General features: G+C 74.2%; 28 protein-coding genes. 15 read left to right on the forward strand and 13 right to left on the reverse strand.

All coding sequences use genetic code 11. The features are described from left to right. Positions 1-28: 28 nt before the first annotated feature. From ACWCYY_RS23455 to ACWCYY_RS23470, 4 genes are all read right to left on the reverse strand, one after another. A complete protein-coding gene (locus tag ACWCYY_RS23455) occupies positions 29-907 on the reverse strand; it encodes a glycerophosphodiester phosphodiesterase (RefSeq protein WP_449797124.1) in 879 nt (292 codons plus the stop codon). 153 nt (positions 908-1,060) lie between these two features. After that, the gene (locus ACWCYY_RS23460) at positions 1,061-1,960 is read right to left on the reverse strand and encodes a spherulation-specific family 4 protein (protein ID WP_449797125.1); all 900 of its coding nucleotides are present in this window, start codon (positions 1,958-1,960) and stop codon (positions 1,061-1,063) included. Positions 1,961-2,009: 49 nt separating this feature from the next. Then, complete coding sequence (locus tag ACWCYY_RS23465; protein ID WP_449797126.1) at positions 2,010-2,459, reverse strand: hypothetical protein; 450 nt, start codon at positions 2,457-2,459, stop codon at positions 2,010-2,012. Between the two features lie 104 nt (positions 2,460-2,563). Further along, entirely contained in the window at positions 2,564-3,046 is a 483-nt protein-coding gene (locus ACWCYY_RS23470; RefSeq protein ID WP_345284115.1) for a MarR family winged helix-turn-helix transcriptional regulator, read from the reverse strand. Between the two features lie 81 nt (positions 3,047-3,127). Between ACWCYY_RS23470 and ACWCYY_RS23475 the strand changes: the two genes are divergently transcribed. From ACWCYY_RS23475 to ACWCYY_RS23500, 6 genes are all read left to right on the forward strand, one after another. Next, positions 3,128-3,493, forward strand: coding sequence for an HGxxPAAW family protein (locus ACWCYY_RS23475; RefSeq protein ID WP_449797127.1), 366 nt, complete (start codon positions 3,128-3,130; stop codon positions 3,491-3,493). Positions 3,494-3,545: 52 nt separating this feature from the next. Then, the gene (locus ACWCYY_RS23480; RefSeq protein ID WP_345284119.1) at positions 3,546-4,151 is read left to right on the forward strand and encodes a TetR/AcrR family transcriptional regulator; all 606 of its coding nucleotides are present in this window, start codon (positions 3,546-3,548) and stop codon (positions 4,149-4,151) included. Between the two features lie 1,145 nt (positions 4,152-5,296). Beyond that, positions 5,297-5,950 (forward strand): hypothetical protein, encoded by a 654-nt coding sequence (locus ACWCYY_RS23485; protein WP_449797154.1) that lies wholly within the window; start codon positions 5,297-5,299, stop codon positions 5,948-5,950. A gap of 13 nt (positions 5,951-5,963) precedes the next feature. After that, the gene (locus ACWCYY_RS23490) at positions 5,964-6,464 is read left to right on the forward strand and encodes a hypothetical protein (protein WP_449797128.1); all 501 of its coding nucleotides are present in this window, start codon (positions 5,964-5,966) and stop codon (positions 6,462-6,464) included. Between the two features lie 118 nt (positions 6,465-6,582). Further along, positions 6,583-7,269: a DUF3105 domain-containing protein gene (locus ACWCYY_RS23495; protein WP_345284125.1), complete on the forward strand. Its 687-nt coding sequence runs from the start codon at positions 6,583-6,585 to the stop codon at positions 7,267-7,269. A gap of 41 nt (positions 7,270-7,310) precedes the next feature. Continuing rightward, positions 7,311-7,976, forward strand: coding sequence for a DUF305 domain-containing protein (locus ACWCYY_RS23500; RefSeq protein WP_380148941.1), 666 nt, complete (start codon positions 7,311-7,313; stop codon positions 7,974-7,976). A gap of 90 nt (positions 7,977-8,066) precedes the next feature. Here ACWCYY_RS23500 and ACWCYY_RS23505 read toward each other — a convergent pair whose 3' ends face one another. Further along, positions 8,067-9,548, reverse strand: coding sequence for an MFS transporter (locus tag ACWCYY_RS23505; RefSeq protein WP_449797129.1), 1,482 nt, complete (start codon positions 9,546-9,548; stop codon positions 8,067-8,069). A gap of 105 nt (positions 9,549-9,653) precedes the next feature. Here ACWCYY_RS23505 and ACWCYY_RS23510 point away from each other — a divergent pair, with 105 nt between their 5' ends. After that, positions 9,654-10,169 (forward strand): MarR family winged helix-turn-helix transcriptional regulator, encoded by a 516-nt coding sequence (locus ACWCYY_RS23510; protein ID WP_449797130.1) that lies wholly within the window; start codon positions 9,654-9,656, stop codon positions 10,167-10,169. 32 nt (positions 10,170-10,201) lie between these two features. Here ACWCYY_RS23510 and ACWCYY_RS23515 read toward each other — a convergent pair whose 3' ends face one another. Both ACWCYY_RS23515 and ACWCYY_RS23520 read right to left on the reverse strand, forming a co-directional pair. Beyond that, positions 10,202-10,708: a methylated-DNA--[protein]-cysteine S-methyltransferase gene (locus ACWCYY_RS23515; protein ID WP_449797131.1), complete on the reverse strand. Its 507-nt coding sequence runs from the start codon at positions 10,706-10,708 to the stop codon at positions 10,202-10,204. Beyond that, positions 10,705-12,276, reverse strand: coding sequence for an AlkA N-terminal domain-containing protein (locus ACWCYY_RS23520; protein ID WP_449797132.1), 1,572 nt, complete (start codon positions 12,274-12,276; stop codon positions 10,705-10,707). Before ACWCYY_RS23520 ends, ACWCYY_RS23515 begins: the two co-directional genes overlap by 4 nt. 182 nt (positions 12,277-12,458) lie before the next feature. On the opposite strand from ACWCYY_RS23520, the gene ACWCYY_RS23525 reads away from it, so the two are divergent. Then, on the forward strand, positions 12,459-13,517 hold the full coding sequence (locus ACWCYY_RS23525; protein WP_449797133.1) for a LacI family DNA-binding transcriptional regulator: 1,059 nt from the start codon (positions 12,459-12,461) through the stop codon (positions 13,515-13,517). A 92-nt stretch (positions 13,518-13,609) separates the two neighbouring features. Here ACWCYY_RS23525 and ACWCYY_RS23530 read toward each other — a convergent pair whose 3' ends face one another. Continuing rightward, the gene (locus ACWCYY_RS23530; RefSeq protein ID WP_449797134.1) at positions 13,610-14,341 is read right to left on the reverse strand and encodes a TSUP family transporter; all 732 of its coding nucleotides are present in this window, start codon (positions 14,339-14,341) and stop codon (positions 13,610-13,612) included. Between the two features lie 82 nt (positions 14,342-14,423). Between ACWCYY_RS23530 and ACWCYY_RS23535 the strand changes: the two genes are divergently transcribed. Both ACWCYY_RS23535 and ACWCYY_RS23540 read left to right on the forward strand, forming a co-directional pair. After that, a complete protein-coding gene (locus ACWCYY_RS23535; RefSeq protein WP_449797135.1) occupies positions 14,424-15,200 on the forward strand; it encodes a 2-phosphosulfolactate phosphatase in 777 nt (258 codons plus the stop codon). Then, entirely contained in the window at positions 15,197-15,637 is a 441-nt protein-coding gene (locus ACWCYY_RS23540; RefSeq protein ID WP_449797136.1) for a protein-tyrosine phosphatase family protein, read from the forward strand. Before ACWCYY_RS23535 ends, ACWCYY_RS23540 begins: the two co-directional genes overlap by 4 nt. On the opposite strand, the gene ACWCYY_RS23545 is transcribed toward ACWCYY_RS23540, so the two are convergent. Beyond that, the gene (locus tag ACWCYY_RS23545; RefSeq protein ID WP_449797155.1) at positions 15,607-16,749 is read right to left on the reverse strand and encodes a mechanosensitive ion channel family protein; all 1,143 of its coding nucleotides are present in this window, start codon (positions 16,747-16,749) and stop codon (positions 15,607-15,609) included. The two genes, ACWCYY_RS23540 and ACWCYY_RS23545, sit on opposite strands and share 31 nt — an antisense overlap. 109 nt (positions 16,750-16,858) lie before the next feature. Beyond that, positions 16,859-17,158: a WhiB family transcriptional regulator gene (locus tag ACWCYY_RS23550; protein ID WP_345284147.1), complete on the reverse strand. Its 300-nt coding sequence runs from the start codon at positions 17,156-17,158 to the stop codon at positions 16,859-16,861. Positions 17,159-17,401: 243 nt separating this feature from the next. On the opposite strand from ACWCYY_RS23550, the gene ACWCYY_RS23555 reads away from it, so the two are divergent. Together ACWCYY_RS23555 and ACWCYY_RS23560 are read left to right on the forward strand one after the other, a co-directional pair. Further along, complete coding sequence (locus tag ACWCYY_RS23555) at positions 17,402-18,307, forward strand: SigB/SigF/SigG family RNA polymerase sigma factor (protein WP_449797137.1); 906 nt, start codon at positions 17,402-17,404, stop codon at positions 18,305-18,307. Positions 18,308-18,346: 39 nt separating this feature from the next. Further along, complete coding sequence (locus tag ACWCYY_RS23560; RefSeq protein ID WP_345284150.1) at positions 18,347-18,754, forward strand: ATP-binding protein; 408 nt, start codon at positions 18,347-18,349, stop codon at positions 18,752-18,754. 34 nt (positions 18,755-18,788) lie between these two features. Here ACWCYY_RS23560 and ACWCYY_RS23565 read toward each other — a convergent pair whose 3' ends face one another. The 3 genes from ACWCYY_RS23565 to ACWCYY_RS23575 all read right to left on the reverse strand — a co-directional run bounded on the left by ACWCYY_RS23565 (position 18,789) and on the right by ACWCYY_RS23575 (position 23,365). Further along, complete coding sequence (locus ACWCYY_RS23565) at positions 18,789-19,517, reverse strand: RraA family protein (protein ID WP_449797138.1); 729 nt, start codon at positions 19,515-19,517, stop codon at positions 18,789-18,791. A 24-nt stretch (positions 19,518-19,541) separates the two neighbouring features. Beyond that, positions 19,542-20,360 (reverse strand): hypothetical protein, encoded by an 819-nt coding sequence (locus ACWCYY_RS23570; RefSeq protein ID WP_449797139.1) that lies wholly within the window; start codon positions 20,358-20,360, stop codon positions 19,542-19,544. A gap of 107 nt (positions 20,361-20,467) precedes the next feature. Next, complete coding sequence (locus ACWCYY_RS23575) at positions 20,468-23,365, reverse strand: glycosyl hydrolase (RefSeq protein WP_449797156.1); 2,898 nt, start codon at positions 23,363-23,365, stop codon at positions 20,468-20,470. A gap of 241 nt (positions 23,366-23,606) precedes the next feature. Here ACWCYY_RS23575 and ACWCYY_RS23580 point away from each other — a divergent pair, with 241 nt between their 5' ends. From ACWCYY_RS23580 to ACWCYY_RS23590, 3 genes are all read left to right on the forward strand, one after another. Beyond that, a complete protein-coding gene (locus ACWCYY_RS23580; RefSeq protein WP_449797140.1) occupies positions 23,607-24,902 on the forward strand; it encodes an ABC transporter substrate-binding protein in 1,296 nt (431 codons plus the stop codon). Positions 24,903-24,976: 74 nt separating this feature from the next. Next, positions 24,977-25,915 (forward strand): carbohydrate ABC transporter permease, encoded by a 939-nt coding sequence (locus ACWCYY_RS23585; RefSeq protein ID WP_345284160.1) that lies wholly within the window; start codon positions 24,977-24,979, stop codon positions 25,913-25,915. 6 nt (positions 25,916-25,921) lie between these two features. Further along, complete coding sequence (locus ACWCYY_RS23590) at positions 25,922-26,797, forward strand: carbohydrate ABC transporter permease (RefSeq protein WP_345284162.1); 876 nt, start codon at positions 25,922-25,924, stop codon at positions 26,795-26,797. Positions 26,798-26,814: the final 17 nt, after the last annotated feature.

Raw genomic sequence — 26,814 nt, forward strand, 5'->3', positions numbered from 1 at the left:
GGCGGGCCACTCTAGACCAGCCCGCGGCTCACTGACGCGCCGTCAGGCTCCGCCACCGGTGGCCGCCGCGCGGGCAGTCGCGATCCAGCCGGGCACGGGCGGCCCCGGGGGTGTCGGTGATCACCGCGTCCGCCCCGTGCTCGGCCGCACGGCTCCAGCCGTCCGGGTCGTTCACGGTCCACACGTAGACCCGGCGGCCGGCGGCGTGCTCGGCCCGGATCCGTTCGGGGGTGGCGAGCACCTGCTCCAGCGAGACGGCGTAGAGCGGCAGCTCCTCCGGCTCGCGGGCGGACCAGGAGGCCTGGAGCAGGGTGACCGGGAGGTCCGGCGCGGCGGCGTGGGCGGCCCGCAGGTACTGGGGGTGGAAGGAGTACAGCTCCACCTCCGTCCCGGAGGCGGCCGCGGCACCCGCCAGCCGGCCGATCAGGGCGGCCTCCTCCGGGCGGCCGACGTCCTTGATCTCCATCAACAGCCGGACCCCGGTGCCGCGCAGCCGGTCCAGCAGTTCGGCCAGGTGCGGGATCGGCTGCGGGCCGCCGGGGCCCACCGTGACGCGCAGCCGGTCCAGTTCGGCGATCCGCAGGTCGGCGACGGCGCCGTGGCCGGTGCCGCCGGTGACCCGGTCCACGGTCGGGTCGTGCATCAGCACGGGGACGCCGTCCCTGCTGACCAGGACGTCCGTCTCCAGCCAGTCGGCACCCTCCCGGAGGGCGGCCTCGAAGGAGGCCATGGTGTTCTCGGCCGCGACGGTGGGCGCGCCGCGGTGCCCCACCACGGGGACCCGGGAGCAGGCGGTGGCCCGCTCCCCCGCCCCCGTGGTGGCCGCCGGCACCACGTCGGAGGAGATCGGCAGGGCTGCCGCGAGCGCGAGCAGCGAGGTGAGGAGCACGGTACCGGTTCGTCCCATGCGTCCAGTGATGACCCGTCAGGGCCTCCCCGGCCCGGGAACCGGCGGACAATCAGACGAACGGGTGAGCGCCGACGGCGCGCTCACCCCGGCGTGCACGCCCACGGCGGGCCGCCGGGCGGCCCGCTCCCGGCAGCCCGCGGGACGGCTCCGTCAGCCGATGGTCGCGGCGTACGAGGTCTGCGCGGCGAAGCCGTAACCCGGCGCCGCGTCCCAGGGGTTGGGCAGGGTGTCGTCGGTGGCGTAGGCGTAGCCGGCGCCCCGGGCGAACGCGGTGTCCAGCGCGCTCTTCATCTCCACCTGGCCGGGCACGCCGTAGACCAGGTGCCAGAAGGCCGTACCGCTCGGGTCGAAGGAGGCGCCCGAGTAGTAGCCGGCCGTCAGGTTGAAGACGTTGCCGCCGAGCCAGCCGCCTCCGGTGTAGCCGGCGTAGGTGCCCTCGTACGTCACGAAGGTGTCGGCGGTGCGGTGGCCGGGCTCCAGGTAGCAGTCGGCGATCGCGGTGCCGGGGTTGTCGATCACCAGCTCGTCGGTGCCGGGCGCCACCGACTCGACGGTGGACTGGACGTACTGACGCAGCGCCAGGTAGTGGTCGCGGGTCGCGTCGCCCGCGCCGCAGTCCCGGCTGACCACGTCGAAGAAGATGCCGTCCACGTGCAGCCTGCCGTCGGCGGTCTTCAGGTAGTTGTCCACCGAGGCCTTCACGGCGGCCGCCGAGCGGGTGCCGTTGCCGGTGTGCACGTAGCCGAGCACCTTGGTGTGCGCGCCGGTCGCGGTGACCCCGGCGCGCAGCGCGTCGGCCTGCGCCTGCCAGGCGGCGGTGAACGGGCTGTCGCCGTTGCCCGGGTTGAGCACCACCACCGAGGCGGCGGGCGAGGTGCCCTGCAGGGCGGTGGTCATCGGGTCGCCCGGCCAGACGTACGCCGGCACCGCGATCTCCAGGCCCCGGCTGCCGGCCGCGGCCGCGCCGGTGGCACCGGTGGTCGAGACGGCCGTCAGGGCCAGGACCGAGCTGAACGCGAGGGCCAGCAGGCCCTTCGCACGTGCACGCATGAATCCCCCATGGGTTGGTTGTGGCGTTCCCTCCGCCCCGAGCCGGATGCTACCCGGCCGAGATGACCTTCCCCCCGTCCGCCGCTCCCGCACCAGCCGCCCCGGCCTCGATCACGGCGATCAACGGCCGCAGGTCCTGCTCCACCGTCAGTTCCCGCAGCAGGGTGGTCCATCGGCCGCCCTCCCGGCGCCAGGTGAAGTCGTACAGCGTCGGCACGCCGTCCTCCTCCCGCCGCATCACGATCGACCCGTGGTCCGCCCGCACCGTCGTCGCCAGGAACGACACGTCGGCCAGCGAGTCCCCGATCACCCGGCCCTCCGCCCGCAGCGCGCGGAACCGGTGCATGAACTGCTCCTTCACCAGCCGCACGCTCAGCCCCGACCGGTCCACCCGCAGGTTCTCGAACTCCGGGTCGTACAGCGCGTCGAGGGCCTCCAGGTCCATCGCCAACCCCGCGTGCAGGTAACGCCACATCCGGTCCACCAGTGCCTGATCCATCGTCAACTCCCTCTCGTTCACCGGGAGTCCAGAATCACAGGGCCCACCCACGACTCACCGACGGGCGGATGACGGATCGCTGACAGCCCGCCGACACCCCGCTGTCACCCCTCCACCGGCCGCCGCAGCTCCTCCTGCCGCACCCGCATCAGTCCGGCCGCCCGCGTGAACCAGTCCGCCAGCACGGCGACCTCATCGGCCGTGTAGTCGGCGAACAGCTCGTTCAGCCGCGCGTAGAACGGCCCGTACACCTCGTACAACCGCCCCGCCGCCGTCCCGTCCGCCACGATCCGCACCCGCCGCCGGTCCGCCGGGTCCGCCTGCCGCCGCGCGTAACCGGCCTTCTCCAGGCGGTTGACCACCCCCGTGACGGCCCCGGTGGTCAGGTTGGCCCGCTCGGCCAGCTCCCCGGCGGTGATCGGCTCGGCCCCCGCCCCCAGCACGTGGCCGAGGCAGGTGAGGTCGGTGACCCCGAGCCCCAGACGCTGCGCGATGTCCTGCTGGCCGGTCAGGCTCAGCGCGATCAGCTGGTCCATCGCCGCCAGGGCCTGCTCCGGGGACGCCTCGGGACGCGGCTTGCCCTCCACCAAAAATCTCCTTACAGTCTAAGATACTTAGCAACTAAGACATCTGCCCTACGTCCCCCATCATGACGAAGGAGCACCGCCATGAGCGGCATCCACGGCCACCACGACATGGGCCACACCCTCGCCGGCTGGACCGGCACCGCCATCGTCACCCTCGGCACCGCGCTCGCCGGCACCGGCCTCTGCGCCGCCTCCCCCGCCCTCCTCCGGTCCGGCGCCGCCACCATCCTCCTCGGCGCCCTCACCACCTGGGTCCTCCACCTCACCGGCTGGGGCAAGCCCAGCGGCCCCCGCCCCGAATCCCAGTGGCCCTGGCGCGTCCGCGACACCACCGCCCACACCGACTGCCTCGGCTGCCGCCTCGCCGGCCGCCGGGACCGCCAGGACTCCGCGACCGCGCGTCGGCGCCGCGAGGCCGCCGGATCATCGGCGCGCGCCCTTCCGTGAGAGGCTGACCGGGCCCAGCACCACAGCGACCCCGAGCAGGGAGGACAGCCCGATGGCCGAGCCGCGGACCCGTCGGCCGGCGCGTCCGCGCGAAGAGGTCTTCGCCACCGCGCGGGCCGCCATCGCCGAGCACGGGCTGGCGAAGCTGACCATGGCCGGGCTCGGCAAGCAGCTCCAGATGAGTGCGGGTCACCTCCTCTACTACTTCGGCAGCAAGGACCAGCTGCTGCTGGAGACCCTGCGCTGGAGCGAGGAACAGCTCGGCGAGCGGCGCCGGGCCGCGCTGGCCGACCGCGGGGTGACGGTCCGGCAGCGGCTGGCCGCGTACGCCGGCCTCTACCTGCCGGAGGGGCCGGGCGATCCGCGCTGGGTGCTCTGGCTGGAGGTCTGGGGGCGCTCCCCCGCGAGCGCGGAGATCCGGCAGGGGCAGCTGGAGATCGAGGCGCCGTGGCAGGCGGATCTGGTCGCCCTGCTCGAAGAGGGCGTCGCGGAGGGCGAGTTCGGGGTCGGGAGCGCCGGAGTGGCCGAACGCGCCGTCCAGTTGCGGGCGATGCTGGACGGCTTGGCCGTCCCGGTGGCCATCGGGCTCCCGGGCGCCGACCGCGCCACGGCCGAGTCGCAGCTCGACTCCGTCGCCCGCGCCCTGCTGCGCGACTGACCTCCGACCGGACGCCCTGCCAGGCCGGCCGGACGCGGCGCGCCGCGACCCCTCTGACGCGCCGTCACTCGGTCCAGAGGGCGACGGCGGTGCGGTCGGCGGCGTAGCCCTTGGCGCGGACCTGGATCTGGCGGAGGAAGTCCACGGTGCCGGGCGGGTGCGGGTGAGCCCAGTGGTTGGCGAGGAAGTGGGCCACCGAGGGCTCCTCGGCGAGGGGGTCGGCCAGGCCCGGGGTGGAGAGCAACAGGATGTCGCCGGGGGTCGCGGGGACCAGCCGGAAGCGGAACGAGCGGGGGGACGGGCCCGCCGGGTGCGGGGGCTGGCCGTCCGGGTGGTGGAGCAGGCGGGCCGCGTAGGCGTCGATCCAGTGGCCGGAGCGCAGGAGGTAGAGGCCGCCGGGCCCGAGGCCGAACGCCGCCCGGTGGGTGGCGGTCGGGTCGAGCGAGATCATCAGGCAGTGCAGCGCGGCTTCCTGCGGAGCGTCAGGAGGCGTACCCGGGGCGCGCAGTGGGGCGAACGCGCCGGTGGCCAGGCGCTGGAGCCCGTAGCGCAGCCGGTCCCGCGCGCCCGCGCGCAGGTCCGCGGCGAGCTCCGCCCGGCTCCGGCCGACCGCCGCCGCCAACTGCCGGCAGGCCTCCGCCGCCAACGGCGAGGGCTCGGGCGTGGTGCCGACCACCGCCAGCAGCAGCCCGTCCTCCCCCTCCCCGAACCGGGTCAGCAGCAGCGCGTCCCGCCGCCCCTCGCCGCGGTACCGGGCCGAATCCCCCCGCACCGAGACGGCCCGGACGGTCGCCCCGCCGTACTGCGCGCCGTCCACCACCGTGTCGGGGGTCAGCAGGGCCAGCTCGTCCGGCTCCACGGCGGTGACGGCGGTCGGCTCCGGCCCGTACGTCGGCGGGCGGTCGCCCACGTGCGGCACCGGCTGCTGCGCGTACGCCCGCCGCGCGGGCGGCGTCAGCGGCGGGACGGACAGCTCGGCGGACACGGACGGCGGGACGGTCTCGGCTTCGGGTTCGACCTCGGTCTCGGCCTCCGGTTCGGGGTCGGCCACCACGGTCTCGGCCTCGACCGCCTGAGCCACCGTCACGCGCTCCGGCTCCGGCTCGACGGCCGGCTCGGGTTCGACAATCGGCTCGGGTTCGACAATCGGCTCGGGTTCGACAATCGGCTCGGGTTCGACAATCGGCTCGGGTTCGACAATCGGCTCCGGCTCGGCCTCGGCGGCCGGCGCCTCCGCCGCATCTGACGGAGCCTCCGCCACCCGCTGGGCCCCGATCATCCCGAGCGCCGAGTCGAACCACTCGTCCACCGTCGGCTCTGCCACGACGGGCTCGACCGGCTCCTCGACGGCCTCCGCCTCCGCCGTCCGCTGGGCGCCGATCATTCCGGCCGCCGAGTCGAACCACTCGTCCACCGTCGCGTCCTCGGCCGCCGCGTCGGGCACCGCCAGGGCCTCCGGCAGGGTGGCCGCCGGACCGGTGTACACCTCGTGCCACCAGCCGTCGCCGCGCTGCAACGGTGTGCCCTGGTTGCTCATCCGGCTGCTCCTCGTAGGTCTCTGGCCGTCTGCCGAGCGGGCCTGCTCCCGGACTCGGCGTCATTCTTCCGAACGGAGAACGACGCTGTCCGGCATTCGGCGACAACCGGTCACTCCATGGGCTCAGCGGCCGGAACGGCACCCTCCGGACCGAGCGGCAGCGGCCTCGCACGGTGCCAGCTGGGTGAATTCCCGGCGGCGAGCCGGGAGGGGGGTGGTGATCAGACCCCCGAAGGGGCTCTACCCTCACCCGTTCGGCTGATTAATATGTGCGCATGACCGCGCCAGGGGCCACCAGACCACAGCCGGGGAGGGCCCGCGCGGGCCACCACCCCGTCGCTGCGCTCTGGGCGTTCCTGCTCGCCGGTCTTCTGCTGGCCCTGCCGTGCTCGGGCCCGGCCCACGCGGTGGCCCGGGCGGCCGCCGCGCCCGCCCCGCTGACCACCGTGACCGCGCTCCCGGGCGCCCACGTCCAGCTCCGGTTCCACCAGGACGGGCAGCCCACCGCGCACCACCGGTCGGACGCCGCCGGGCTCCCGTCGGAGCTGGTCTGGTGCTCGGTCGACGGCGAGCGGCCGTTCCCGGGCAGCGGTTGCTCCGGGCACACGTACTGCGGGCCGGAGGCCCAGCTGCCGAACGCTCCGCCGCAGCCGGTCCCGGCCGTCGCGGCGCGGCTGGTCCCGCCGCAGGTGCTGCCCGCGCCCTCCCGGCCCGTGCCGGTGGGCGATCTCGACCTCGCGCCCGACCTGCACGTCCTCCAGGTCCAGCTGAGCTGAGCGGAACCCACCGCCCGGACCACTCCGGCCGACCGGCCGGACCGGGCGGCTCCGCTTCCCCTGCCAATCCGCATACCGCCGGCCGGACACCGCCCGGCGGGGACAAGGAAACACTTCCATGGGTTCCGCTTCCAAGCAGCCGACCAAGCAGCAGTCCGCCAAGGGCAAGGGCAACGTGAAGGGCAGCACCGCCGACCGGCGTGCCCGGATCGCCGAGCTGCGCGCCGAGGAGCAGCGCCGCGACCGCCGCAACAAGATCGTGGCGATCAGCCTCGGCGTGGTGCTGGTCGGCGGCATGATCGGCGGCGGTGCGTGGATCGCGCTCGACGCCAAGGCGAAGAAGGACAAGGAGACCGCGGCCGCCAAGGCCCCGATCGACGGCGTCCAGACCTTCGACAACCTCTCGCGCAACCACGTCACCACCACCGTGACCTACCCGCAGACCCCGCCGGTCGGCGGCGACCACAACCCGCAGTGGCTCAACTGCATGGGCACCGTCTACGACAAGCCGGTCGAGAACGAGAAGGCCGTGCACGCCCTGGAGCACGGCGCGGTCTGGGTGACGTACAGCTCGAAGGCCTCGGCCGAGGACATCACCACGCTCTCCACCAAGGTGAAGTCCACCCCGTACTCCTTCATCAGCCCCTACCCGGACGAGAAGGGCACCATCACCCTGACCGCCTGGGGCACCCAGCTCACGGTGGAGAGCGCCTCCGACCCGCGGGTCGGCACCTTCTTCACCAAGTACGTGAACGGCCCGCAGACCCAGGAGCCCGGTGCCTCCTGCAGCGCGGCGGTGATGTGACCGTGACCGTCGAGGACGGAGCCGTCCGGGACGAGAGCGCCGTGACGGAGGGTCAGGAGCCCGCCGCGCAGGCGCGGGGCAGCCGCCGACGGGTCTGGTGGCCGGCCGCGCTGGCCGCCGCCGTGGCCCTCGGGCTCGGCGTGCCCGCACTGGTCAGCAGCAGCTCCGGCGGGCCGGCCGCCGCGGCGCCCGCGCAGGAGTCGGCGGACGCCGGCTTCGCGCGGGACATGTCGACCCATCACCAGCAGGCCGTGGACATGTCGTTCATCGTCCGGGACCGGACCCAGGACCCCGACGTCCGGACCCTGGCCTTCGACATCATCAACACCCAGGCCAACCAGCGCGGCATGATGACCGGCTGGCTGGACCAGTGGGGGCTGACCCAGCACTCCGGTGCCGCCCCCATGGCGTGGATGAAGATGGACCACCAGTTCACCGCCCACGACGGCGCGCTGATGCCGGGCATGGCCACCAACACCGACCTGGACAAGCTGCGTTCGCTCAGCGGCCGGGACGCCGAGGTGCTCTACCTCCAGCTGATGATCGAGCACCACAAGGGCGGCGTCGGGATGGCCCAGGGCTACCTGGACACCGGCTCCGACGCGGTGGAGAAGCGGCTCGCCCAGACCATGGTGAACGGGCAGACCGCCGAGATCGACCTGATGACCTCGATGCTGGACAAGCGCGGCGCCAAGCCGCTCTCCTGACCGGAGCGGCGGCGGGCACCGGCCCGACGGGGCGCGGCACGGACGGTACGCCGTCCGCGCCGCGCCCCGTCGGCGTCTCCCGACGCTCCGTCAGCCCTGCCGGGCCCGGGCCGACTGCCGTGGCAGGGCGGGCCGATCGGCCGGGCCGCGCGCCGGGGTCCGTACCCGCCCCGCGGCCAGGGCGGCCGCCAGCGCGACCAGGACCAGCAGCGCGAAGACCGCACGGCCCCCGGCGGCGGGCCCGGCCAGGTGGAGGCCGAGCACCGGCAGCGCGGTGCCGAGCGCCGTACCGAGGCTGCGCACCATGTTGACCAGCCCGCCGCCGACCGCTGAACTGGCGGGCGGGATGGCCCGCATCACCTGCGCGTTGTTGGCCGGCAGCAGCAGCCCGAGCCCGTACCCGGCGGCCGCCAGCGGCACCGCCATCGCCACCGGGGCGGCGGGCAGCGCGGCGGCCCCGGCCAGCCCCAGCGCCGCCAGCAGTGCCCCGAGGCGGCAGCGGGCGCCGTCCGTCCAGCGCGTGGGCAGCAGCGCGCCGCCGACGGTGGCCGCCACCGCGAACGCCGCCGGCAGCGCGGTGATCACCAGCCCCGCGGCCGCCACCGGCACCCCGGCCCCCGCCAGCACCACCGGGCCGAGCACCAGGGGGCAGAACAGCAGCAGGTAGCCGACCAGGGCGATCAGCAGGCCGGTGCGGATGCCGGGGGTGTTGACCAGACCGGGCGGGATCAGCGGGCGGTCCGCGCGGCGCTCCTGACGGGTCAGGGCGAGCGCCAGTGCGGCGGCGAGCAGCAGCAGGACGGCCACCGCCCAGGCGGGGAGCGGGAGTCCGGAGGCGGCGGAGAGCCCGAGCAGGGCGGAGGTGGTGGCCCCGGCCAGCAGGAGGAGCCCGGCCAGGTCGAACTTCCCTTCAGGGCGCGGGGGTCGGCGCGAGCAGCGGTCCGGGTGGGTACGGGGCAGCAGGAACCAGCCGGCCACCAGGCCGACCAGTCCGACGGGCACGTTGACCCAGAACGCCCAGCGCCAGGAAGCGTGTTGGACCAGCAGGCCGCCGAGGGTCGGGCCCAGCGCGAGGCCCAGTGCCTGGGCCGCCGCCTGGACACCGAGCGCCGTCCGCATGGCCCGCTCGGGCACGCCCCGGGCGACCAGCGCGACGCTGTTGGCCTGCATCATCGCCCCGCCGACCGCCTGCACCGCCCGGCAGGCCACCAGTACCCCGAGGCTCCCGGCCGCGCCGGCCCCGAGGCTTGCGAGCGCGAAGACCGCGAAGCCGCCCAGATAGACGGTCTTGCGCCCGATCAGGTCGGACAGCCGCCCGACCGGGGCGAGCAGCGCCACCAGCACCAGCAGGTACGCCAGCGAGACCCAGGCGACGGCCGCGAAGCCCGCGTCGAAGGCGGACTCCAGGGCGGGGAAGACCAGTGCGGTGACGCTCGCGGTGAGCTGCCCGAGGAAGGCCCCCAGGCAGACCGCACCGACGGCCAGCCAGTGCGCGTACGGCCGGGAGGCGATCAGCCGGGGCCGGGGACGCTCGACCAGCAGGCGTCCGGTCAGCTCTCGCACAGTGGTCATATGACAAATGTATCTGTCACCGATCCATTCGGTCCACAGAGCTACCCGTCCAACCAGCGGAACGTGACCGGATCCCCCCGCACACCGCGAGCTACGCTGTCGCCCATGTCCGTACAGCCCGACCCCGCGCCGCCCGCCCCCACCCCCGCCCACCCCGAGGCCGAGGGCACCACCCTGGAGCGGGCCCAACGGCTGACGGACGTGATCACCCGGCTGCGGCGGGCGCTGCGCAGCAGCATCCGCACCGACTACCCGTGGGAGTCCCTGCCGATGGCGCAGGTCGAACTCCTCCAGACCCTGGCCGCCGCCCCGCTCCGGGTCGGCGAACTGGCGGCCCGTCAGCGCCTCGCCCCCAACACCGTCAGCGGCCTGGTCGGCAAACTCCTCGACGCCGGCTTCGTCGACCGCCAGCCCGACCCCGGCGACCGCCGCACCGCCCGCATCGCCCTCACCGAAGCCGGCCGCCGCCAGCTCCGCGACTGGCAGCTCGCCCACGAACGCCGCCTCGCCTCCGCCCTGGAGAGCCTCGGCGAGACCGACCGCGACGCCGTCATGAACGCCCTCCCCGGCCTGGAACTCCTCGCCCGCGCCCTCACCTCGGTGGACGACCGCCACCCCTGAGCCGGCACCGGGCGGCCGCCCCTGCCCGGCGCTCAGAACAGGGCGGGCCGCTCCAGCGCCAGCAGCTGCCGCTTCCGGTCCACCCCGGCCGCGAAGCCGGTCATGGCGCCGTTCGCGCCGAGCACGCGGTGGCAGGGGAGGATCACCAGCAGCGGGTTGGCACCGACCGCGCCGCCCACGGCGCGGACGGCGGCCGGGGGCTGGCCGGCCATTGCGCCGAGCTCGCCGTAGGTGACGGTCTCGCCGTACGGGATCTCGGCCAGGGCGGCCCAGATCGCCCGGCGGAAGTCGCTGCCCTCGGGGTCGAGCGTCAGCGAGAAGTCGGTCCGCTCCCCCGCGAAGTACGCGTCGAGCTGCGCAATCACCTCGGCGAAGGCCGCGTCGTCGGCCACCCACCCGTCGGCCGGCCCCTCCGGGGCGCCCTTCTGGCCCGGCGCGGTGACGGAGCGCAGCGCGACCCCGCCGGTGCCGTCCGGCACCCCGCTGAGCAGCAGGCGCCCGAGCGGGCTCTCCATCGTGGTGTACACCGTCGCCGTCATGCCGCCGTCCCACTTCCTGACGCACCGTCAATCACAGTCCCCCGCTTGCCCTTCCGAGGATTCTCCCCGACCGGCGGGGTGAGCGAGGCCCACAGCCGGTGCACCGCGTACGAGCGCCAGGGCGCCCAGGCCGCGCCCGCGACCGCCGCCGACTTCGGGTCACCGGCGTGCCCGAGCCGGAGCAGGCCGTGCTTGACGCCGATGTCGCTGGGCAGGAAGACGTCCGGATCGGCCAGCGCCCGCATCCGCAGGTAGCCGACCGTCCAGGGGCCGATGCCGGGCAGGGCGAGGAGTTCGGCGGCGGCCGCCTCCCGGTCGACGCCGCCGTCGAGGCGCACCGTGCCGTCCGCCAGGGCCGCGCAGAGCCCGCGCAGCGCGCGCTTGCGCGCGTCCGGCATGGCCAGGTCCTCGGGGGCCGCCCCGGCCAGTGCGCCGGCGGTGGGGAAGAGCAGCCGCAGCCCGCCGTTGGGCTCGGCCAGCGCCGCGCCGTACTTCTCGGCCAGCCGCCCGGCCAGCGTCCGGGCGGCGGCCACCGTCACCTGCTGGCCGAGGACGGCGCGCACGGCCAGCTCGTGCGGGTCGACGTGCCCCGGGGAGCGCACCCCGGGGCGGGAGCGGACCAGGGCGCCGAGCACCGGGTCGGCCCCGAGCTGTCCGTCCACCGCGTCCGGGTCGGCGTCCAGGTCGAAGAGCGCGCGCAGCCGGTGCACGGCGGTGGTGAGGTCGCGCAGGTCGGTGAGCTGGAGCCGGCAGTCGAGCCAGCCGCGGTCAGCCCGCTCGCCGGGGCCCAGGCCGTCCACCTCCGCGACGGCGTGGCCGTAGGGAAGGTCGAGCGTGCGCCGGTAGGTCCGCACCCCTGACGCGGGGTCGGCCGCGACCTCCTCCACGCCGGGAACGGCGCGCAGGGCGAGGAAGTCCAGCAGGTGGTCGCTGTCCAGCGAGCCCCGGTAGGCGAGGCGGAGCCCGATCTGCCCGGCGGTCACGGCGCCCGGGCGGTGGCCGTTGGCCTCCGTGCGCAGGCCGCTCGGGGTGCGGTCGTAGACCTCGCGCACGGTGTCGTTGAACTGACGGACCGAGGAGAACCCGGCCGCGAACGCGATCTCGGTGACCGGCAGCTGCGTGGTCTGGAGCAGCAGCCGGGCGGTCTGCGCGCGCTGCGCCCGGGCCAGCGCGATCGGGCCGGCACCCAGCTCCGCGCTCAGCTGCCGCTGCAACTGCCGTGCGCTGTAGCCGAGTCGGTCGGCCAGACCGGAGACCCCCTCCCGGTCCACCACACCGTCGCCGATCAGCCGCATGGCCCGGCCGACCAGGTCGGCCCGGTGGTTCCACTCCGGCGAGCCGGGCACCGAGTCCGGACGGCAGCGGCGGCAGGCCCGGAAGCCGGCGCCCTGGGCGGCGGCCGCCGTCGGGTAGAAGGTGCAGTTGGCGCGCTTGGGCGTGACGGCGGGGCAGCTCGGACGGCAGTAGATGCCGGTGCTGCTGACGGCGGTGAAGAACACCCCGTCGAAGCGGGCGTCCCGGCTGTCCACCGCCCGGTAGCGGGTGTCGTCGGTCAGGGTCTCGGTCACGTCCTCCAGTCTGCGCCACCCCGGAGGGTGCGACTGGCGGAAATCGGACGCCACCGTCGCCTGCCGCGCGCCCCTGGAGGATCACCTCTTGAGAGCGCTCTCACACCCGGCCCGATACGAGTAAGCTCTGTACCGGCACATCCCCCACGTCCCTGCCCACAGCCCTCCCGAGGAGTACCGAGGTGGCCCAGCCGCAGCCCGAGGCCGAGTCGGCCGCCCCGCTCCCCCGCCCCACCCTGGAGTCCGTCGCGGAGCGGGCCGGCGTCTCCCGCGCGACCGCCTCCCGGGTGATCAACGGCGGCACCGGAGTCCGGGAGCCCCTGCGGGAGAAGGTCCAGAAGGCCGTCGAGGAGCTCGGCTACGTGCCCAACCTGGCCGCCCGCACCCTCGTCACCCGCCGCAACCAGGCCGTGGCCGTCGTGGTCGCCGAACCGGAGAGCCGCCTCTTCTCCGACCCCTTCTTCGCCCAGCACCTGCGCGGCATCAGCCGCGAACTCTCCGCCGCCGACAACCAGATGGTGCTCCTCTTCATCGAGGACCAGCAGGACTACCAGCGGGTCGGCCGTTACCTGGCCGGCGGCCACGTGGACGGCGCCCTGCTGTTCTCCCTCCACCAGAGCGACCCGCTCCCGGAGATGGCCCGCCGGGTCGGACTGCCCACCGTGATCGGCGGCCGCCCCGGCTGGCCCGGCGCCGAGTCCGACCGCGAACTGGTCTACGTCGACAGCGACAACCGCGGCGGCGCCCGCACCGCCGTCCAGCACCTGCGCTCCCTCGGCCGCACCAGGATCGCCACCATCACCGGCCCGCTCGACCAGACCTCCTCCATGGACCGCCTCGACGGCTACCGCGACCTCCTCCCCGACGGCGACCCCGCCCTGATCGCCGTCGGCGACTTCACCCCCGAGGGCGGCCGCCGCGCGATGGCCGAACTCCTCGAGCGCCGCCCCGACCTCGACGCCGTCTTCGCCGCCTCCGACCAGATGGCCTCCGGCGCCCTCCACGTCCTGCGCACCCACGGCCGCACCGTCCCCGACGACGTCGCCGTGGTCGGCTTCGACGACGTCGAATCCATCGCCGCCTGGACCGAACCCCCGCTCACCACCATCCGCCAGGACATCGAGGAGATGGGCCGCCTGATGGCCCGCCTCCTCCTGCGCCGCCTCAACACCCCCTCCCAACCCCTCACCCCCACCTCCGTCATCACCCCCACCCGCCTGATCCTCCGCGGCTCCGCCTGACCGTCGGACGGGTACCCGGACCGGAAACGGGAGTGACCTGGGCACCGGACCCACGGTTGTCACCGGCCCAGCGGAGCGTGGACCCCGGGGTGTCAGAGGCCGACGGCCCCCTTCGTCAGGGTGCTGAGCCCACCCGCCAGGGCGATGCCCAGGACCGCCCGCCGGGCCCAGTGCTCCGGGACTCGTCCGGCCAGGGCCGCGCCGATCAGCGCGCCGGCCGCGGTACCGGCCGCCGCCGAGGACCATCCGGCGCGGGAGAGGTGGGGCAGGCCCTTGGCTGCGACGGAGAAGACGTTGACGACGAAGCCGTAGAAGAGGGCGTTGGGGAGGAACTCGCGGACGGTCCAGCCGGCGTTGACGGCGTAGAGGGAGAGGGCCGGGCCGCCCACGCCCGCCGAGGAGTTCATGAAGCCGCTGGCCGCGCCGGCGACCACCGCCCCGCCGGTGCCGCGCAGGGCGGCGGCCCGCGCACCGGCCAGCACCACCACCACGGCGAGCGTCACCACCAGTCCGATGCCGACCAGCAGGACGGGGCCCGGCAGGCGTTCGGCGACCCAGACGCCTGCCGGGACGGTGCAGCCGGCCGCCAGGACCAGCGGGACCATGGCCCTCGGCCTGACCTCCCGCCAGTTGCCCGCCAGCCCGAGCAGGCTGATCACCCCGGACGCGCAGTTGGCCAGGGCGACTCCTTCTCCCGGGCCGATCAGCAGGGCCAGTACCGGTACGGCGACCAGCGCGAGCCCCATCCCAGCCATCCGCTGCACCGTCGAACCGAGCAGCACCACCCCGCCCAGCGCCAGTTCCGCCACCCAACCGCTCGTCATGACGGGCACTCTGCTCCGCTCTCCCCGCATGATCAACGGAATTCCGGATGCGGGTGCCGGCAGGGTGGGATGATGCCCCGTCATGGACGAGGAGACGTGGAGTGCCCAGGCCGGGTACGGGGTGCGGTTCGAGTGGGGGCCGGTCGGCGCGGCGCGGCTGGTGCGGGCCGGGGCGGCCGCGCTGGTGGTGGTCGACGTGCTGTCGTTCACCACGGCGGTGAGCGTGGCGGTGGAGCGCGGGACGCGGGTGTATCCGTACCCCTGGCGGGACGGCACCGCGCGGGAGTTCGCGGCCGGGCAGGCGGCGGAGCTGGCGGTCGGGCGGCGGGAGGCCTCGCCCCGGGCGCCCTGGTCGCTCTCCCCCGCGGCGCTGCGCACGGCACCGTTCACCCCGCGCCTGGTGCTGCCGTCCCCGAACGGGTCGGCGATCGCGGCCGCCGCCCGGGGTCTGCCGGTGTACGCCGCCTGCCTGCGCAATGCCACCGCCGTCGCCCGTCACCTGCACCGGGAGGGCCTCGGCACGCCGGAGCGGCCCCTCGCCGTGGTCGCGGCCGGCGAGCGCTGGCCGGACGGTTCGCTCCGCCCCGCCGTCGAGGACCTGCTCGGCGCCGGTGCGGTGATCGCCGCCCTCGCGGGGACGGCGTCGCTCTCCCCCGAGGCCGTGCTCTCCCCCGAGGCCGCGCTCGCCGCCGCTTCCGCCACCGGGACGCCCGACCCGGCCGCCACCGTCCGGGCCTGCGCCTCGGGCCGCGAACTGGCCGACGGCGGCTGGCCGCAGGACGTCGAGGCGGCCGTCGAGATCGATTCGTCCACCGTCGTCCCGCTGCTGGACGGCCTCGCCTTCGGGAGCGCCCGATGACCCCCACCACCTGGGACCCGACCACGGCCGGGATCCTCCGTCTGCCCTCCGGGCGGCTGGTCCGCGGCCGCGGCCTGAGCCACCCGCAACCGCCCGGCCCGGAGCCGGAGTTCGCCCTCTACCTGCTGGGCCGTCAACCTCCGCCCGTCCCCTGGGAGTTCCGCTGGCTCCGCTGGCCCGACTTCCGCCTCCCGGCCGACCCGGCGGCCACCACCGAGGCGCTCCGGGAGGCGTGGCGCCGCTGCTCCGCCGAGCGGGTCGAGTTCGCCTGCGCCGGCGGCCGCGGCCGTACCGGTACCGCCCTGGCCTGCCTCGCCGTCCTGGACGGGGTCCCCGCGGACCGCGCGGTCGCCTACGTCCGCGAGCACTACTCGCCGCACGCCGTCGAGACCCCGTGGCAGCGCCGCTACGTCGCCCGGTTCGACCCCTCGGACTGACCCCGGCCCCGGCCCTCGCCCCGGCCCTCGCCCTGCCCCTCGACCGTGGTCCCCGTCATCGTGTTCCCAGCCGTCCCGGCCCCCGTCATCGGAGCCTCGGCGAAGGCCACCCGGGGCAGCGCGGCGGGGTGGTGGTGGCGGAGGTGACGGATCAGCTCCTCCCGTGCCCAGCAACGGAGTTCGAAGGCGTCATCGGCGTTGCGGGCGGTCATCAGCGCGCGGACCACGATGGTGCTGGGCGTGGTGTCGACGACCTGGAGGGCGCGGCCGGCGCCGTCCCACAGGGGGTGCTCGGCGATCCGGCGCTCGAACTCGGCGCGCAGCTCACCGACCGGGGTGCTGTGGTCGAGGTGCAGGACGGCGGTGCCGGTGATGCCGGGGCCGCGGCGGGACCAGTTCTCGAAGGGCCTGCCGACGAAGTGCGAGACGGGCATGACGATCCGTCGCTGGTCCCAGGTGGCGACGGCGACGTAGGTGAGGGTGATCTCCTCGATCGTGCCCCACTCACCGTCGACCACCACCACGTCGTCGATGCCGACCATGTCGCTGAAGGCGAGTTGGAGCCCGGCGAAGAGGTTGCCGAGGGTGCTCTGGGCGGCCACCCCGAGCACCAGTCCGACCAGTCCGGCCGAGGCGAGCAGGCTGGTGCCGACGGTGCGGACGGCCGGGAAGGTCATCAGCACCCCGGCCAGCGTGAGCAGCGCGATGGCCGCCCCGCAGACCCGGCCGAGCAGGCTCGCCTGGGTCCGCACCCGCCGCACCCGCGCCGGATCGCGGTCCGGCCGCCCGCTCGCGTACCTGCTCAGCCCGGTGACCAGCAGCAGGGCCACCATCCGGGCGGCCAGCCAGCCGCAGCTCACCAGCAGGGCGATCAGCAGCCCGTGCCGCACCACCCCTGCGGCGGGGAGGGCCACCCATCCGCCGGCCAGCAGCAGCGCCGCGCCGGCGGCGGCCAGGAACGGCACCCGGCAGCGCCGCAGCACCGGCCAGGCCACGGCCTCGGGGTGGGCGGCGGTCAGCCGCCGCAGGGCGCGGCGCACCACCCGGTCGACCACCACCAGCACCACCAGGACGGCGGCCACCGCCACGGCGGGCCGCAGGACGGTCCAGATCTGCACGCGTGAACTCCTCGAGTGGGAAGGGCGGAAGCGTCCGGGCCCGCCGGGCCGACGCCCGCCGGACCGACGCCCGCCAAACCAGCGATGGTCGGGCCACCGACCGTCAGGCCGCCGCGCGGCGACGGCGACGCGAGGCGCGGAACAGCCGCTCCCGCTCGTCCTCGGTCTGCCCGCCCCAGACGCCGTAGGTCTCGTGCGCGAGCAGGGCGTGGCGCAGGCAGGCCTCCCGCACGGGACACCGCGCGCAGACCTCCTTGGCGCTCGCCTCCCGGGCCTCGCGCTCGGGCCCGCGCTCGCCGAGCGGGGTGAAGAACAGGTCGGTGCTGACGGTGCGGCAGGCAGCGCGCAGCTGCCAGTCCCACTCGTGCTCGAAGGCGCCGGGCAGGCGCGAGACGACGGTCATGGGGGGCTCCTTCGCTCGTTCCGGTGGTACGGCCCGGCGTGCGTCTCACCCGGTTGCGCCGGGCGAAACCCACCATCCGTACACTCACCGTCCTTGTGGCGCAGGCCACTTGCCCCGTGAAGACCGACAACCGGAATCCGTGCGCTCCGTGCCGACCCTGTGACGATCGCGTGTGCGCGGACATGGCACGGAGCACCCCGGGTAACCGCGGTCTCGACGCGGAAGCCCGAGGAGAGGAACGACATGGCGATCATCACCACCGCCCTGGCGGACACCGCCCCCGTCCCGCCCGCCCCGTCGGGGCTGCGCCGGAGCGCCCTGTCCGGGCTGCCCGAGCTGCAGGACGGGCCCGCACTGGACCGCCCCCGCGAGGTGGCCGCACCGGACGCCCGTCAACTGTCCCGCGTGCTCTTCGCCCGGCTGCGCGAACTGGAGGAGGGCACGCCCGAGTACTCCTACGTGCGCGCCACGCTGATCGAGCTGAACGTCTCGCTGGTGCGCTTCGCGGTCCGGCGCTTCTCCGGCAGCCGGGAGCCGCTGGAGGACATCGTGCAGGCCGGGACGGTCGGCCTGATCAAGGCGATCGACCGCTTCGAGCCCGAGCGCGGGCTGGAGTTCACCACCTTCGCCGTCCCGACCATCGTGGGCGAGGTCAAGCGCTTCTTCCGGGACAGCACCTGGGCGGTGCACGTCCCGCGGCGCCTCCAGGAGGCCCGGCTGGCCGTGGTCCGGGGCAGCGACGAACTGGAGCAGCGGCTGGACCGCAGCCCCACCGTGCCCGAACTCGCCGAGCACCTCGGCCTCTCCGAGGAGGAGGTGCTGGAGGGCATCGGCGCGGCCGAGGCCCGGACGGCCAACTCGCTGGAGGCCCGGCTGGACGACGCCGACGCCGGGGAGGGCCCCTCGCTGGAGGCACTGCTCGGCGCGGAGGACCCACGCTTCGAACGGGTCGACGCCGTCCAGGCGTTGAAGCCCACCATCTCCGCGCTCCCGGAGCGGGACCGCCTGCTGCTCGCGATGCGCTTCAGCGAGGAGCTCACCCAGTCCCAGATCGGCGAGCGGCTCGGCGTCTCGCAGATGCACGTCTCGCGGCTGCTCGCCCGGGTCCTCGGCGAACTGCGCGCCGCCCTGGTCGCGGACCCGTCCTGACCCACCGTACGCAGCCGGACGAGAACAGGGAGGCGACCGGTGACGGCATCACGGACCGCACCCCCGCCGTCGGCGCGGGTGCGACGGATCGACCTGGCGGGGCTGCCCGCCCCGGTCACGGCAGCCCGGCACGTGGTCCTGGCGACCCTGGCCGACTGGCTGGTCCAGCGGGCCGGGCGCGGCGACGTCGCCCTGGTGGCGAGCGAGTTGGTCGCCAACGCGGTCCTGCACGGCGGCGGCCCGCACCGCCTGGTGCTGACCGAACTCGACCGCGCCGACCCGGGCCCGGCCGCCGTCCGGGTCGAGGTGACGGACGGCAGCCCGCACACCCCGGCCCAGCGCCCCGGCGGCCACGGCCTGCTGGTCGTCCGCCACCTCAGCCGCGCCTGGGGCCACCGCCCCACCCCTCCCGGCAAGACGGTCTGGGCCGACGTCCCGCACGGCTGAGGCCGACGGGCCGCACGCCGAAGGCAACGGACCGTCAGACCTCGATCGCGCCGCCGACCAGGCGCAGGTGCTCGCGGAAGGTGTACGCGGGATCGGCGGCGCGGCGGGCCAGGTAGTCCTCGAAGGAGGTCTGGCGGCGCAGCGTGTCACCGGCCCGGATGCGGTCGGCCTGGGCCCGCTCGGTGGTGTGGATCGCGGCGGCGGTCTCGGCCAACTCCCGGGCGTGGGAGGCGGGGAGGAAGAGCACGCCGTCCCGGTCGGCGACCACCAGGTCCTCCGCCGTGACCAGGTGGGGGCCGAAGCGGGCGGAGGCGAGGGCCTCGGGTTCGCGCGGGTCCACCCGGAGCGGGCCGAGCGGGTTGCTGCCGTAGCTGAACACCGGCAGGCCGATCTCCTCCAGCTGCGGGGTGTCCCGGTGCAGGCCCCAGATCACCACGCCCGCGATCCCGGCCGCAGCGGCCTCCAGCACCGCGAGGTCGCCCGCGCAGGCCTCGTCCGCCCGGCCGCCGTTGTCGATCACCAGCACCTGGCCCGGGCCGGCCGTGCCGTACGCCTCCAGGAAGACGTCCACGCTCCCGTAGTGCCGCACCGGAAGCGCCCGCCCCAGCACCCGCTGCCCGGGGGTCACCGCCGCGATCCCGGGCGGTGCCACCCGCACCGGCAGGCCGAGCCGCACGGCGGCGTCGGCCAGCTCGGGGGTGGAAAGCTCCAGGGCGGACAGCTCCGCGAACTCCTGCGGCATGAAGGTCTCCTGACCGTGCATCAGCCCGAACCGGACGTCCGCAGCCTACTCCCGCCCCCGCCGCCACCACCGCTTCGGCGGCCGGTCCTCCGGAGGCGCCGGCGGCGGTGCGGTGTCGTACGCGCGCGAGACCACCTCGACCCGGCCGGTGGCGTGGTCCACCCGGACGGTGTCCAGGCCCATCCGCTCCAGCTCGGCGATCTGGTCCGCGTGGGTGGTGCGGTTGAGGGCCAGCGCGGAGACCATCGGGTCGCCGTCGCCGATCAGCAGCTCCTCGGTGAGCAGCGCCTGCATGAGGGGGTGGCCGGCGTTGCCGGGCGGGTCGGCGTCCACCGCCAGGTGCACCAGCAGGTGCTCGGCGCCGGTGTCGAGCCAGCGGGCGTGCGAGACCCAGACACAGTGGATCTCCGGGAAGTCGCGCACCCGGGCGGCCGCCGCGTCCCGCAGCGCCACGGCGAGGGGGTGGGTGGACCAGGTCAGCCGGAGCCGCTGCCCCGCTCCCCTGACGCCGCGTCCGGCCATCGCCTCGAACAGCGCCTCCACCGGCAGCAGCACGGTCGCCCCGTCGGGACCGAAGAGCACCAGGCGGGCCGCACCGTGCTCGCGGATCAGCTCCAGCAGCCGGAGCGCGTCGCAGTAGACGGTGCCGGCGGCGTGCGGGAGGTGGGCGGCGCAGTCGGGCTCGGCGGTGAAGCCGGGCAGCGCGGGCACACCGTCACCGGACCGCTGGACCAGCAGGACGCCGCCGTCCTCCCGGACCGGGACGTAGAGTCCCTGGTCGATGACGGCGCCGAGCACCTGGGGCACCAGCTCCTCGGGCCCGCCCCGGGCGATGAAATCGGCCAAGGCCGCATCGAGAGTCACCGGCCGATGATAGGACAGTCCTACGACCCTTCCCCGGGCGCCGCACGGGCTCCCGTGGTGGTCACCATCCACCACGGGAGCCCGTACGCCGGCGACCTGCCGTCCCGTCAGTTGAACGGCAGGCGGACCACCGAAGCACTGCCCTGGGCCTGGGTGGCACCCACCCGCAGCGAGGCCGGGGCGTTGCCGATCGCGGACCAGACCTCGATCCGGACGGTGCCGTTGCTCAGGTTGCCGAGCGCGCCGGTGGAGGCGGCCAGCCCGGCGGTGGCCGAGTAGCGCTCCCAGCCGGTGACCGGGTCGGTGGCGAAGTACCGGTAGGTCTCGGTCCGGTCGAAGCTCCCGTCACCGGTCAGGTCGTAGGAGACCCGCAGCTGCTGGCCGAGGCCCACGGCCGGGCCGGCGTCCAGATAGAGGTCGAACTCCGTCGCGGCGCCCGCCCGCAGGCTCGCGTTGACGTTGCGCACCTCGTAGACGGTCGGCTGGTACGGCGTGCCGTCGTGGTTGGTGCCGCCCGCCGAGGCGACGGTGTCGGAGGAGGCCCCGGCCCCGTACCCGGTGGTCAGCTTGCCGCCGGGCTGGAGGTAGAAGGTGTTCCCGCCGACCGGCGGCACCGACGGGGACGAGGTGGGCGAGGGGGAGGGCGACGGCGAGGGGGACGGGGTCGGCGTGGGCGTCGGCGTCGGCGTCGGCGAAGGCGAAGGCGAGGGCGTGACCCCGCCCGTGCCGCCGTCCTGGAAGCTGCCGCGCTCGCTGGCGGTGGACCGGGCCGGCACGTTCAGCACCGCGCCGTCCGAGAAGCGGACCGTCCGCGCCGCCGTCGAGAAGTTGTGCGCGACGTGGGTCCGGGTGGAGCCGCTGACGAAGACGGCCGCCGTCGGCAGGTCGGCGGTGACCGCCGGGTCGAGGGTGCCGAGCACCGCCAGGTTGCCGATCCAGTGCTGGACGTGGGCCTTGGACTCGCCCTCCTCCGGTGTGTAGGAGTCCTTGCCCGCCTGCCAGTTGGCCTTGGCCCCGGCCGGGTCGGCGAGCGCCTGGAACTCCCAGGCCAGGTCCCGCCAGTCGGTCAGCACGCCACCGTTGTTGGCCTTGTGCTCCGCGAGGTTGGCCAGCAGGTCGTCCTGACGTCGCGCCAGGTAGAGCGAACCACCGGTGATGGGCAGGTAGTTGATGCCGTGGATCATGCCCGGGCTGGCGGTCCACCAGGTGGAGTAGGCGGCGCCGCTGCCCCACACCATGCCGACGGTCTGGTGGCCGAAGGAGGACGGGAAGACGGCCTGGTCGGCGTTGAACCAGTACTGCTCCACGGCCCGCGACTCGGTGGTGTAGAGGTAGAGGCCGAGGTCGCGCAGCGCGGTGTCACCGGTGGCGGAGCCGTAGAGGATCAGCCCGGCGCTGAAGTTGAGCGATTCGGAGGAGGACTCCTCGTTGTTGCCCGCCGCGAAGCCGGCGTGGCCGGAGGCCCAGCCCATGCCCGCGTACGGGTCGAAGCTGCGCAGCCAGGGGAAGCGGGTGTCGGCGCGGTCGGCGTTGGCGGCGTCCTTGGCGAGCAGCTTGACCATGCCGCCCCAGGCCGAGTCCGCGGCCCAGGCCGCGTCGTAGCGCGCCACGGTGGCGGCGGCCTGGATGTAGTAGCCGTAGTGGAAGTGGTGGTCGTTGAGCTCGCCGTCGGTGCCGTAGGAGGCCGGGTAGCCGATCAGGGTCTTCCACTGGTCGTCGTAGGCGAAGACGGTGGAGCCGGTGCCGGCGAACCACTGCTGCAGCTTGCCCTTGATCAGGCCGAGCAGCTTGTCCCTGGTCGCGGTGTCGCCCAACTGATCGGCGATCGGCACCAGTTGGGCCAGGCGGCCGAGGGCCTTGCCGGTCCAGTAGGTGTCCGTGGCGCCGCTGAACGGATCGGCCGCGTCGGCCGCCTCGCGGACCAGCGCGCCGAGCGTGGCGCGGTCGGCGCCGCCGACGTCCGGCAGCGAGGGCAGGATGGCGTCGGCCTTCATCACGGTGGAGAAGCCGCTGCCCTGGCGGACCTTCATCTGGCCGCGCGGGGAGGTGTAGCTCAGTGCGGTGAGCTGGTCGGAGGTGGCCAGCCACTGGTGCCGGTACAGGGCCAGCAGGGTGCCGCTCTGGCTGCCCTCGACCGGGGTGGTGGTGGCGGTGTAGTTCGTGGTCAGCGAGCCGTTGTCGTAGGCCCAGGAGACCTTGGTGTCGGTGACGAAGCTGTACGCGTAGGTGCGGTAGAGCGCCAGGTCACCGGGCGAGGGCAGGACGGCGACGGAGTAGTAGTCCTTGGCGCCGAGCGCGGCCGACAGGGTGGAGCCGTTGACGTTCCAGCTGGTGCCGGTGGGGGCGAACAGGCCGTAGTGGTGGCCGCCGACGGTGATGCCGAGGACGTTGCCCTGGCTGGCGAAGACCGTCGGGGTGCCGGCCGCGGTGATCTGGGCGGCGCCGCCGGTGGCCCGGGCGTAGACGTAGGGCAGGCCGTGGCCGATGGTGGCGGTGAAGCTGTGCCCCGCGTCGGCCCAGGCGGGGGTGACGGTCCAGTCGGTCCAGCCGTCCACCTTGGTGTCGGGCGAGTTGAGCCCGGCCACCCCGAGGGTGAGGTCCTTGGTGTGGGTGAAGTCGTACTGGCGGCCGTCGGAGGTGACGGTGGGCGAGGTCGGGTAGCCCACCTCCAGGCCGGAGTTGACGGCCTTGAAGGTGAACGGGTGGGCGTACATGTTCTCGGAGTACGGGTTGCCCGCGTAGCGCTGGAAGACCAGCGAGGACCACCAGTCGTTGGTGGGCACGGCCTTGCCGGCCATCCGGGCGGTGACCTTGGGCGCCACCGGGGCGCCGGCGGAGTTGCTGGGGCCGACGGTGCCGGCCGGGCGGGTGTCGGTGTACCCGCCGAGGCCGACCTTGACGGTGGCGGCGGAGGCGCTGGGCGCGCCGACGGTCGCGGTGAGCGCGGCGGCGGCGAGGGCCAGGGCGGTCAGGACGGCGGCGGGGCGCCGCGGTGGCTTCACGATGAGTCACCTCAACTGGAAGTGGGGGAAGGTGAGAGCGCTCTCAGCCCCGGACCGTAGGGGCGGCCCCGGAAGGGTGTCAACGGGCCGGACGAAACCTTCCTGACTTCGGACTGTGAAACCAGGACTCCCCGAACTCCCCAGATCACGTTCAGGTTTCGACCACTTGACGGCCGGGACGCCGCCCGGCACGCTCCTTCCAGCGCTTGAGAGCGCTCTCAGAACTCGATCAGGAGGCACCCCCATGCGCCCGTTCAGAGCCGCCACCCTCGGCAGCGCCGCCCTTGCCGCCGCCCTGCTGCTGACCGCCTGTGGTTCCGGTTCCACCGGCTCGTCCGATGGCGGCGGCGACGGCAAGGTCACGCTCACCGTCGACCTGTTCGGCACCTTCGGGTTCAAGGAGGCCGGCCTCTACGACGAGTACATGAAGCTGCACCCGAACGTCACCGTGAAGCAGACCGACACCCAGGACGAGGCCCAGTACTGGCAGGCGCTGCAGACCAAGCTGGCCGGCGGCGGCGGTCTGGCCGACGTGCAGGGCCTGGAGGTCGGCCGGATCGCCAGCGTGATGCAGAAGCAGGCCGACAAGTTCCAGGACCTGCGCTCGCTGGGCGCCGCCGAGGTGAACGACGGCCTGGTGCCCTGGAAGGCCGCCGCCGTGAAGACCGCCGACGGCAAGGTGCTGGCCGCGGGCACCGACATCGGCCCGGAGGCGATCTGCTTCCGCACCGACCTGTTCAAGGAGGCCGGTCTGCCGACCGACCGCACCGAACTGGCCGCCAAGTGGTCGACCTGGGCGGGCTACCTGGAGCTCGGCAAGGAGTACGTGGCCAAGGCCAAGCCGGGCAACGGCTGGACCGACAGCGCCGCCGGGATGTTCACCGCCGAGGTCGGCCAGCAGAAGGTGCGCTACTCCGACGAGGCCGGCAAGCCGGTGCACGACACCAACCCGGCCGTGCAGACCGCCTGGGCGGACGCCACCAAGCTGGTCGCCGACGGCCTCTCGGCCAAGCTCCCGCAGTGGACCCCGGAGTGGAACAAGGCCTTCTCCACCGGCAAGTTCGCCACCCTCAGCTGCCCGGCCTGGATGATCGGCTACATCAAGGGCCAGGCCGGCACCTCCTTCTCCGGCAAGTGGGACATCGCGCCCGGCCCGGGCAAGACCGGCAACTGGGGCGGCGCCTACCTGGCGATCCCGAAGACCGCCAAGCACCCCAAGGAGGCGGCCGAGCTGGTCAAGTGGCTGAACGCCAAGGAGCAGCAGGCCACGCTCTTCGCCAAGCAGGGCTCCTTCCCGTCCTCCACCGCCGCGCAGGCCGAGATCAAGTCGGTCAAGGACCCGTACTTCAACGACGCCCCGATCGGCGAGATCTTCAGCGAGTCGGCCGTCAACATGCCCGCCCAGGTGCTCGGCACCCAGGACGGCGTGGTCACCAAGGCGTTCACCGACGCCCTCGGCGAGGTCGAGCGCACCGGCACCGCCCCGGGCACCGCCTGGCAGCACGCGCTGGACAACGTCAAGAAGGCCTCCGGCAACTGACGGCCCCTCCGACGCCCGACTCCCCCGGGGCGGGGCCGCTCCGCTCTGCGGCCCCGCCCCGGGAAAGGACCCCCATGGCCACGCTCACCGCCCCCCGCCCCACGACCAGGCCCGCCCCGCGCCCGGGCCGGCTCGCCGGGCGGCTGGCCCCGTACGGCTTCCTCGCCCCGTTCTTCGTCCTGTTCGCGGCCTTCGGCCTGTTCCCGCTGCTGTACACCGCGTACGTCTCGCTGCACCGGGTCGAGCTGCAGACCTCCGAGCAGATGGACTGGCTGGGACTCCAGAACTACACCCGGCTGTTCGAGGACCCGTACTTCTGGAACGCCCTCGGCAACACCTTCACCATCGGCGTGCTCTCCACCGTCCCGCAGCTGCTGATGGCGCTCGGCCTGGCCCACCTGCTCAACTACCGGCTGCGGGGCCGGACGTTCTTCCGGGTCGCGATGCTGATGCCCTACGCCACCTCGGTGGCCGCCGCCACGCTGGTCTTCGCCCAGCTCTTCGGGCGCGACTACGGGCTGATCAACTGGGCGCTGCAGTCCGTCGGGTTGAGCCCGGTGGACTGGCAGGCGTCCACCTGGGCCTCGCAGTTCGGCGTCTCGGCGATCGTCACCTGGCGCTGGACGGGCTACAACGCGCTGATCTACCTGGCCGGGATGCAGTCCATCCCGAACGAGCTCTACGAGTCCGCGGCGGTGGACGGCGCCTCCCGCTGGCAGCAGTTCCGGCACATCACCGTGCCCGGTCTGCGGCCGACCATCGTCTTCACCGTGGTGGTCTCCACCATCGGCGCCACCCAGCTGTTCGGCGAGCCGCTGCTCTACGAGGGCAACTCCGGCGGCGGCATCTCGCACCAGTACCAGACCCTCGGCCTCTACCTCTACGAGCAGGGCTGGACCTTCTTCCACCTCGGCCGGGCCGCCGCCGTGGCCTGGGTGATGTTCCTGCTGATCGTGGTGCTGGCCCTGACCAACGCGGCCGTCGCCGCCCGGCGCAACCGTACGGACGGGTGAACTGCCATGGCTTCCACGACCCTTGTGCTCAAGCGCGGCAGCAGCCGGGCGGCGGGGCGGCGCTCGCCGCTGCAGGGCGGACCGCTGGCCTACGCGGTGCTGGCCTTCGCCACCCTGCTCTTCGTCTTCCCCTTCTACTGGACCCTGGTGGCCGCCAGCCGCTCCAACTCCGAGCTCAGCTCGGCGACTCCGGCGCTCACCCCCGGCCCCAACCTGTTCCACAACATCGGTGAGGCGCTGGAGCAGGCCGCGATCGGCACCGCGCTGCTCAACTCACTGGTGGTCTCCGCCGCGGTCACCGTCGGGGTGGTGCTCTCCTCCACCCTGGCCGGCTTCGCCTTCGCCAAACTCCGGTTCCGGGGGCGGGGGTTGCTGCTGGCGATCACGGTGGGCACGATGATGATCCCGCCGCAGCTCGGGGTGATCCCGCTCTTCATGGTGATCGTGAAGCTGGACCTGCAGAACAAGCTGCCCTCGGTGATCCTGCCCTCGCTGGTCTCCGCCTTCGGCGTCTTCTTCATGCGCCAGTTCCTGCTCCAGGCGCTGCCGGACGAGCTGATCGAGGCCGGCCGGATGGACGGCGCCTCGTCCCTGCGGATCTTCCGCTCGATCGTGCTGCCGGTGGCCCGCCCCGGCATGGCGGTGCTCGCCATGCTCACCTTCATGGCCACCTGGAACGACTTCTTCTGGCCGGTGGTCGCACTGAGTTCGCAGAACCCGACCGTGCAGGTCGCCCTGAAGTCGCTCGGCCAGGGCTACGTGCCGGACCAGTCGATCGTCATGGCCGGCACCCTGATCGGCACCCTCCCCGTGCTCCTGGTCTTCGCCCTGTTGGGCCGTCAGATAGTCGGCGGCATCATGCAGGGCGCCGTCAAGGGCTGAGCCCTCTACCGTAGTCA

It is taken from the genome of Kitasatospora sp. NPDC001664 (genome assembly GCF_053596675.1).

Bases quoted from the DNA above. Each gene is read 5' to 3' on its own strand.
- ACWCYY_RS23475 (WP_449797127.1), top strand. From the start codon at position 3,128: ATGAGCGGCATCCACGGCCACCACGACATGGGCCACACCCTCGCCGGC.
- ACWCYY_RS23495 (WP_345284125.1), top strand. From the start codon at position 6,583: ATGGGTTCCGCTTCCAAGCAGCCGACCAAGCAGCAGTCCGCCAAGGGC.
- ACWCYY_RS23460 (WP_449797125.1), bottom strand. From the start codon at position 1,960: ATGCGTGCACGTGCGAAGGGCCTGCTGGCCCTCGCGTTCAGCTCGGTC.
- ACWCYY_RS23580 (WP_449797140.1), top strand. From the start codon at position 23,607: ATGCGCCCGTTCAGAGCCGCCACCCTCGGCAGCGCCGCCCTTGCCGCC.
- ACWCYY_RS23505 (WP_449797129.1), bottom strand. From the start codon at position 9,548: ATGACCACTGTGCGAGAGCTGACCGGACGCCTGCTGGTCGAGCGTCCC.
- ACWCYY_RS23585 (WP_345284160.1), top strand. From the start codon at position 24,977: ATGGCCACGCTCACCGCCCCCCGCCCCACGACCAGGCCCGCCCCGCGC.
- ACWCYY_RS23490 (WP_449797128.1), top strand. From the start codon at position 5,964: ATGACCGCGCCAGGGGCCACCAGACCACAGCCGGGGAGGGCCCGCGCG.
- ACWCYY_RS23565 (WP_449797138.1), bottom strand. From the start codon at position 19,517: ATGCACGGTCAGGAGACCTTCATGCCGCAGGAGTTCGCGGAGCTGTCC.
- ACWCYY_RS23590 (WP_345284162.1), top strand. From the start codon at position 25,922: ATGGCTTCCACGACCCTTGTGCTCAAGCGCGGCAGCAGCCGGGCGGCG.
- ACWCYY_RS23555 (WP_449797137.1), top strand. From the start codon at position 17,402: ATGGCGATCATCACCACCGCCCTGGCGGACACCGCCCCCGTCCCGCCC.
- ACWCYY_RS23480 (WP_345284119.1), top strand. From the start codon at position 3,546: ATGGCCGAGCCGCGGACCCGTCGGCCGGCGCGTCCGCGCGAAGAGGTC.
- ACWCYY_RS23515 (WP_449797131.1), bottom strand. From the start codon at position 10,708: ATGACGGCGACGGTGTACACCACGATGGAGAGCCCGCTCGGGCGCCTG.
- ACWCYY_RS23550 (WP_345284147.1), bottom strand. From the start codon at position 17,158: ATGACCGTCGTCTCGCGCCTGCCCGGCGCCTTCGAGCACGAGTGGGAC.
- ACWCYY_RS23540 (WP_449797136.1), top strand. From the start codon at position 15,197: ATGACCCCCACCACCTGGGACCCGACCACGGCCGGGATCCTCCGTCTG.
- ACWCYY_RS23465 (WP_449797126.1), bottom strand. From the start codon at position 2,459: ATGGATCAGGCACTGGTGGACCGGATGTGGCGTTACCTGCACGCGGGG.
- ACWCYY_RS23455 (WP_449797124.1), bottom strand. From the start codon at position 907: ATGGGACGAACCGGTACCGTGCTCCTCACCTCGCTGCTCGCGCTCGCG.
- ACWCYY_RS23530 (WP_449797134.1), bottom strand. From the start codon at position 14,341: ATGACGAGCGGTTGGGTGGCGGAACTGGCGCTGGGCGGGGTGGTGCTG.
- ACWCYY_RS23510 (WP_449797130.1), top strand. From the start codon at position 9,654: ATGTCCGTACAGCCCGACCCCGCGCCGCCCGCCCCCACCCCCGCCCAC.
- ACWCYY_RS23535 (WP_449797135.1), top strand. From the start codon at position 14,424: ATGGACGAGGAGACGTGGAGTGCCCAGGCCGGGTACGGGGTGCGGTTC.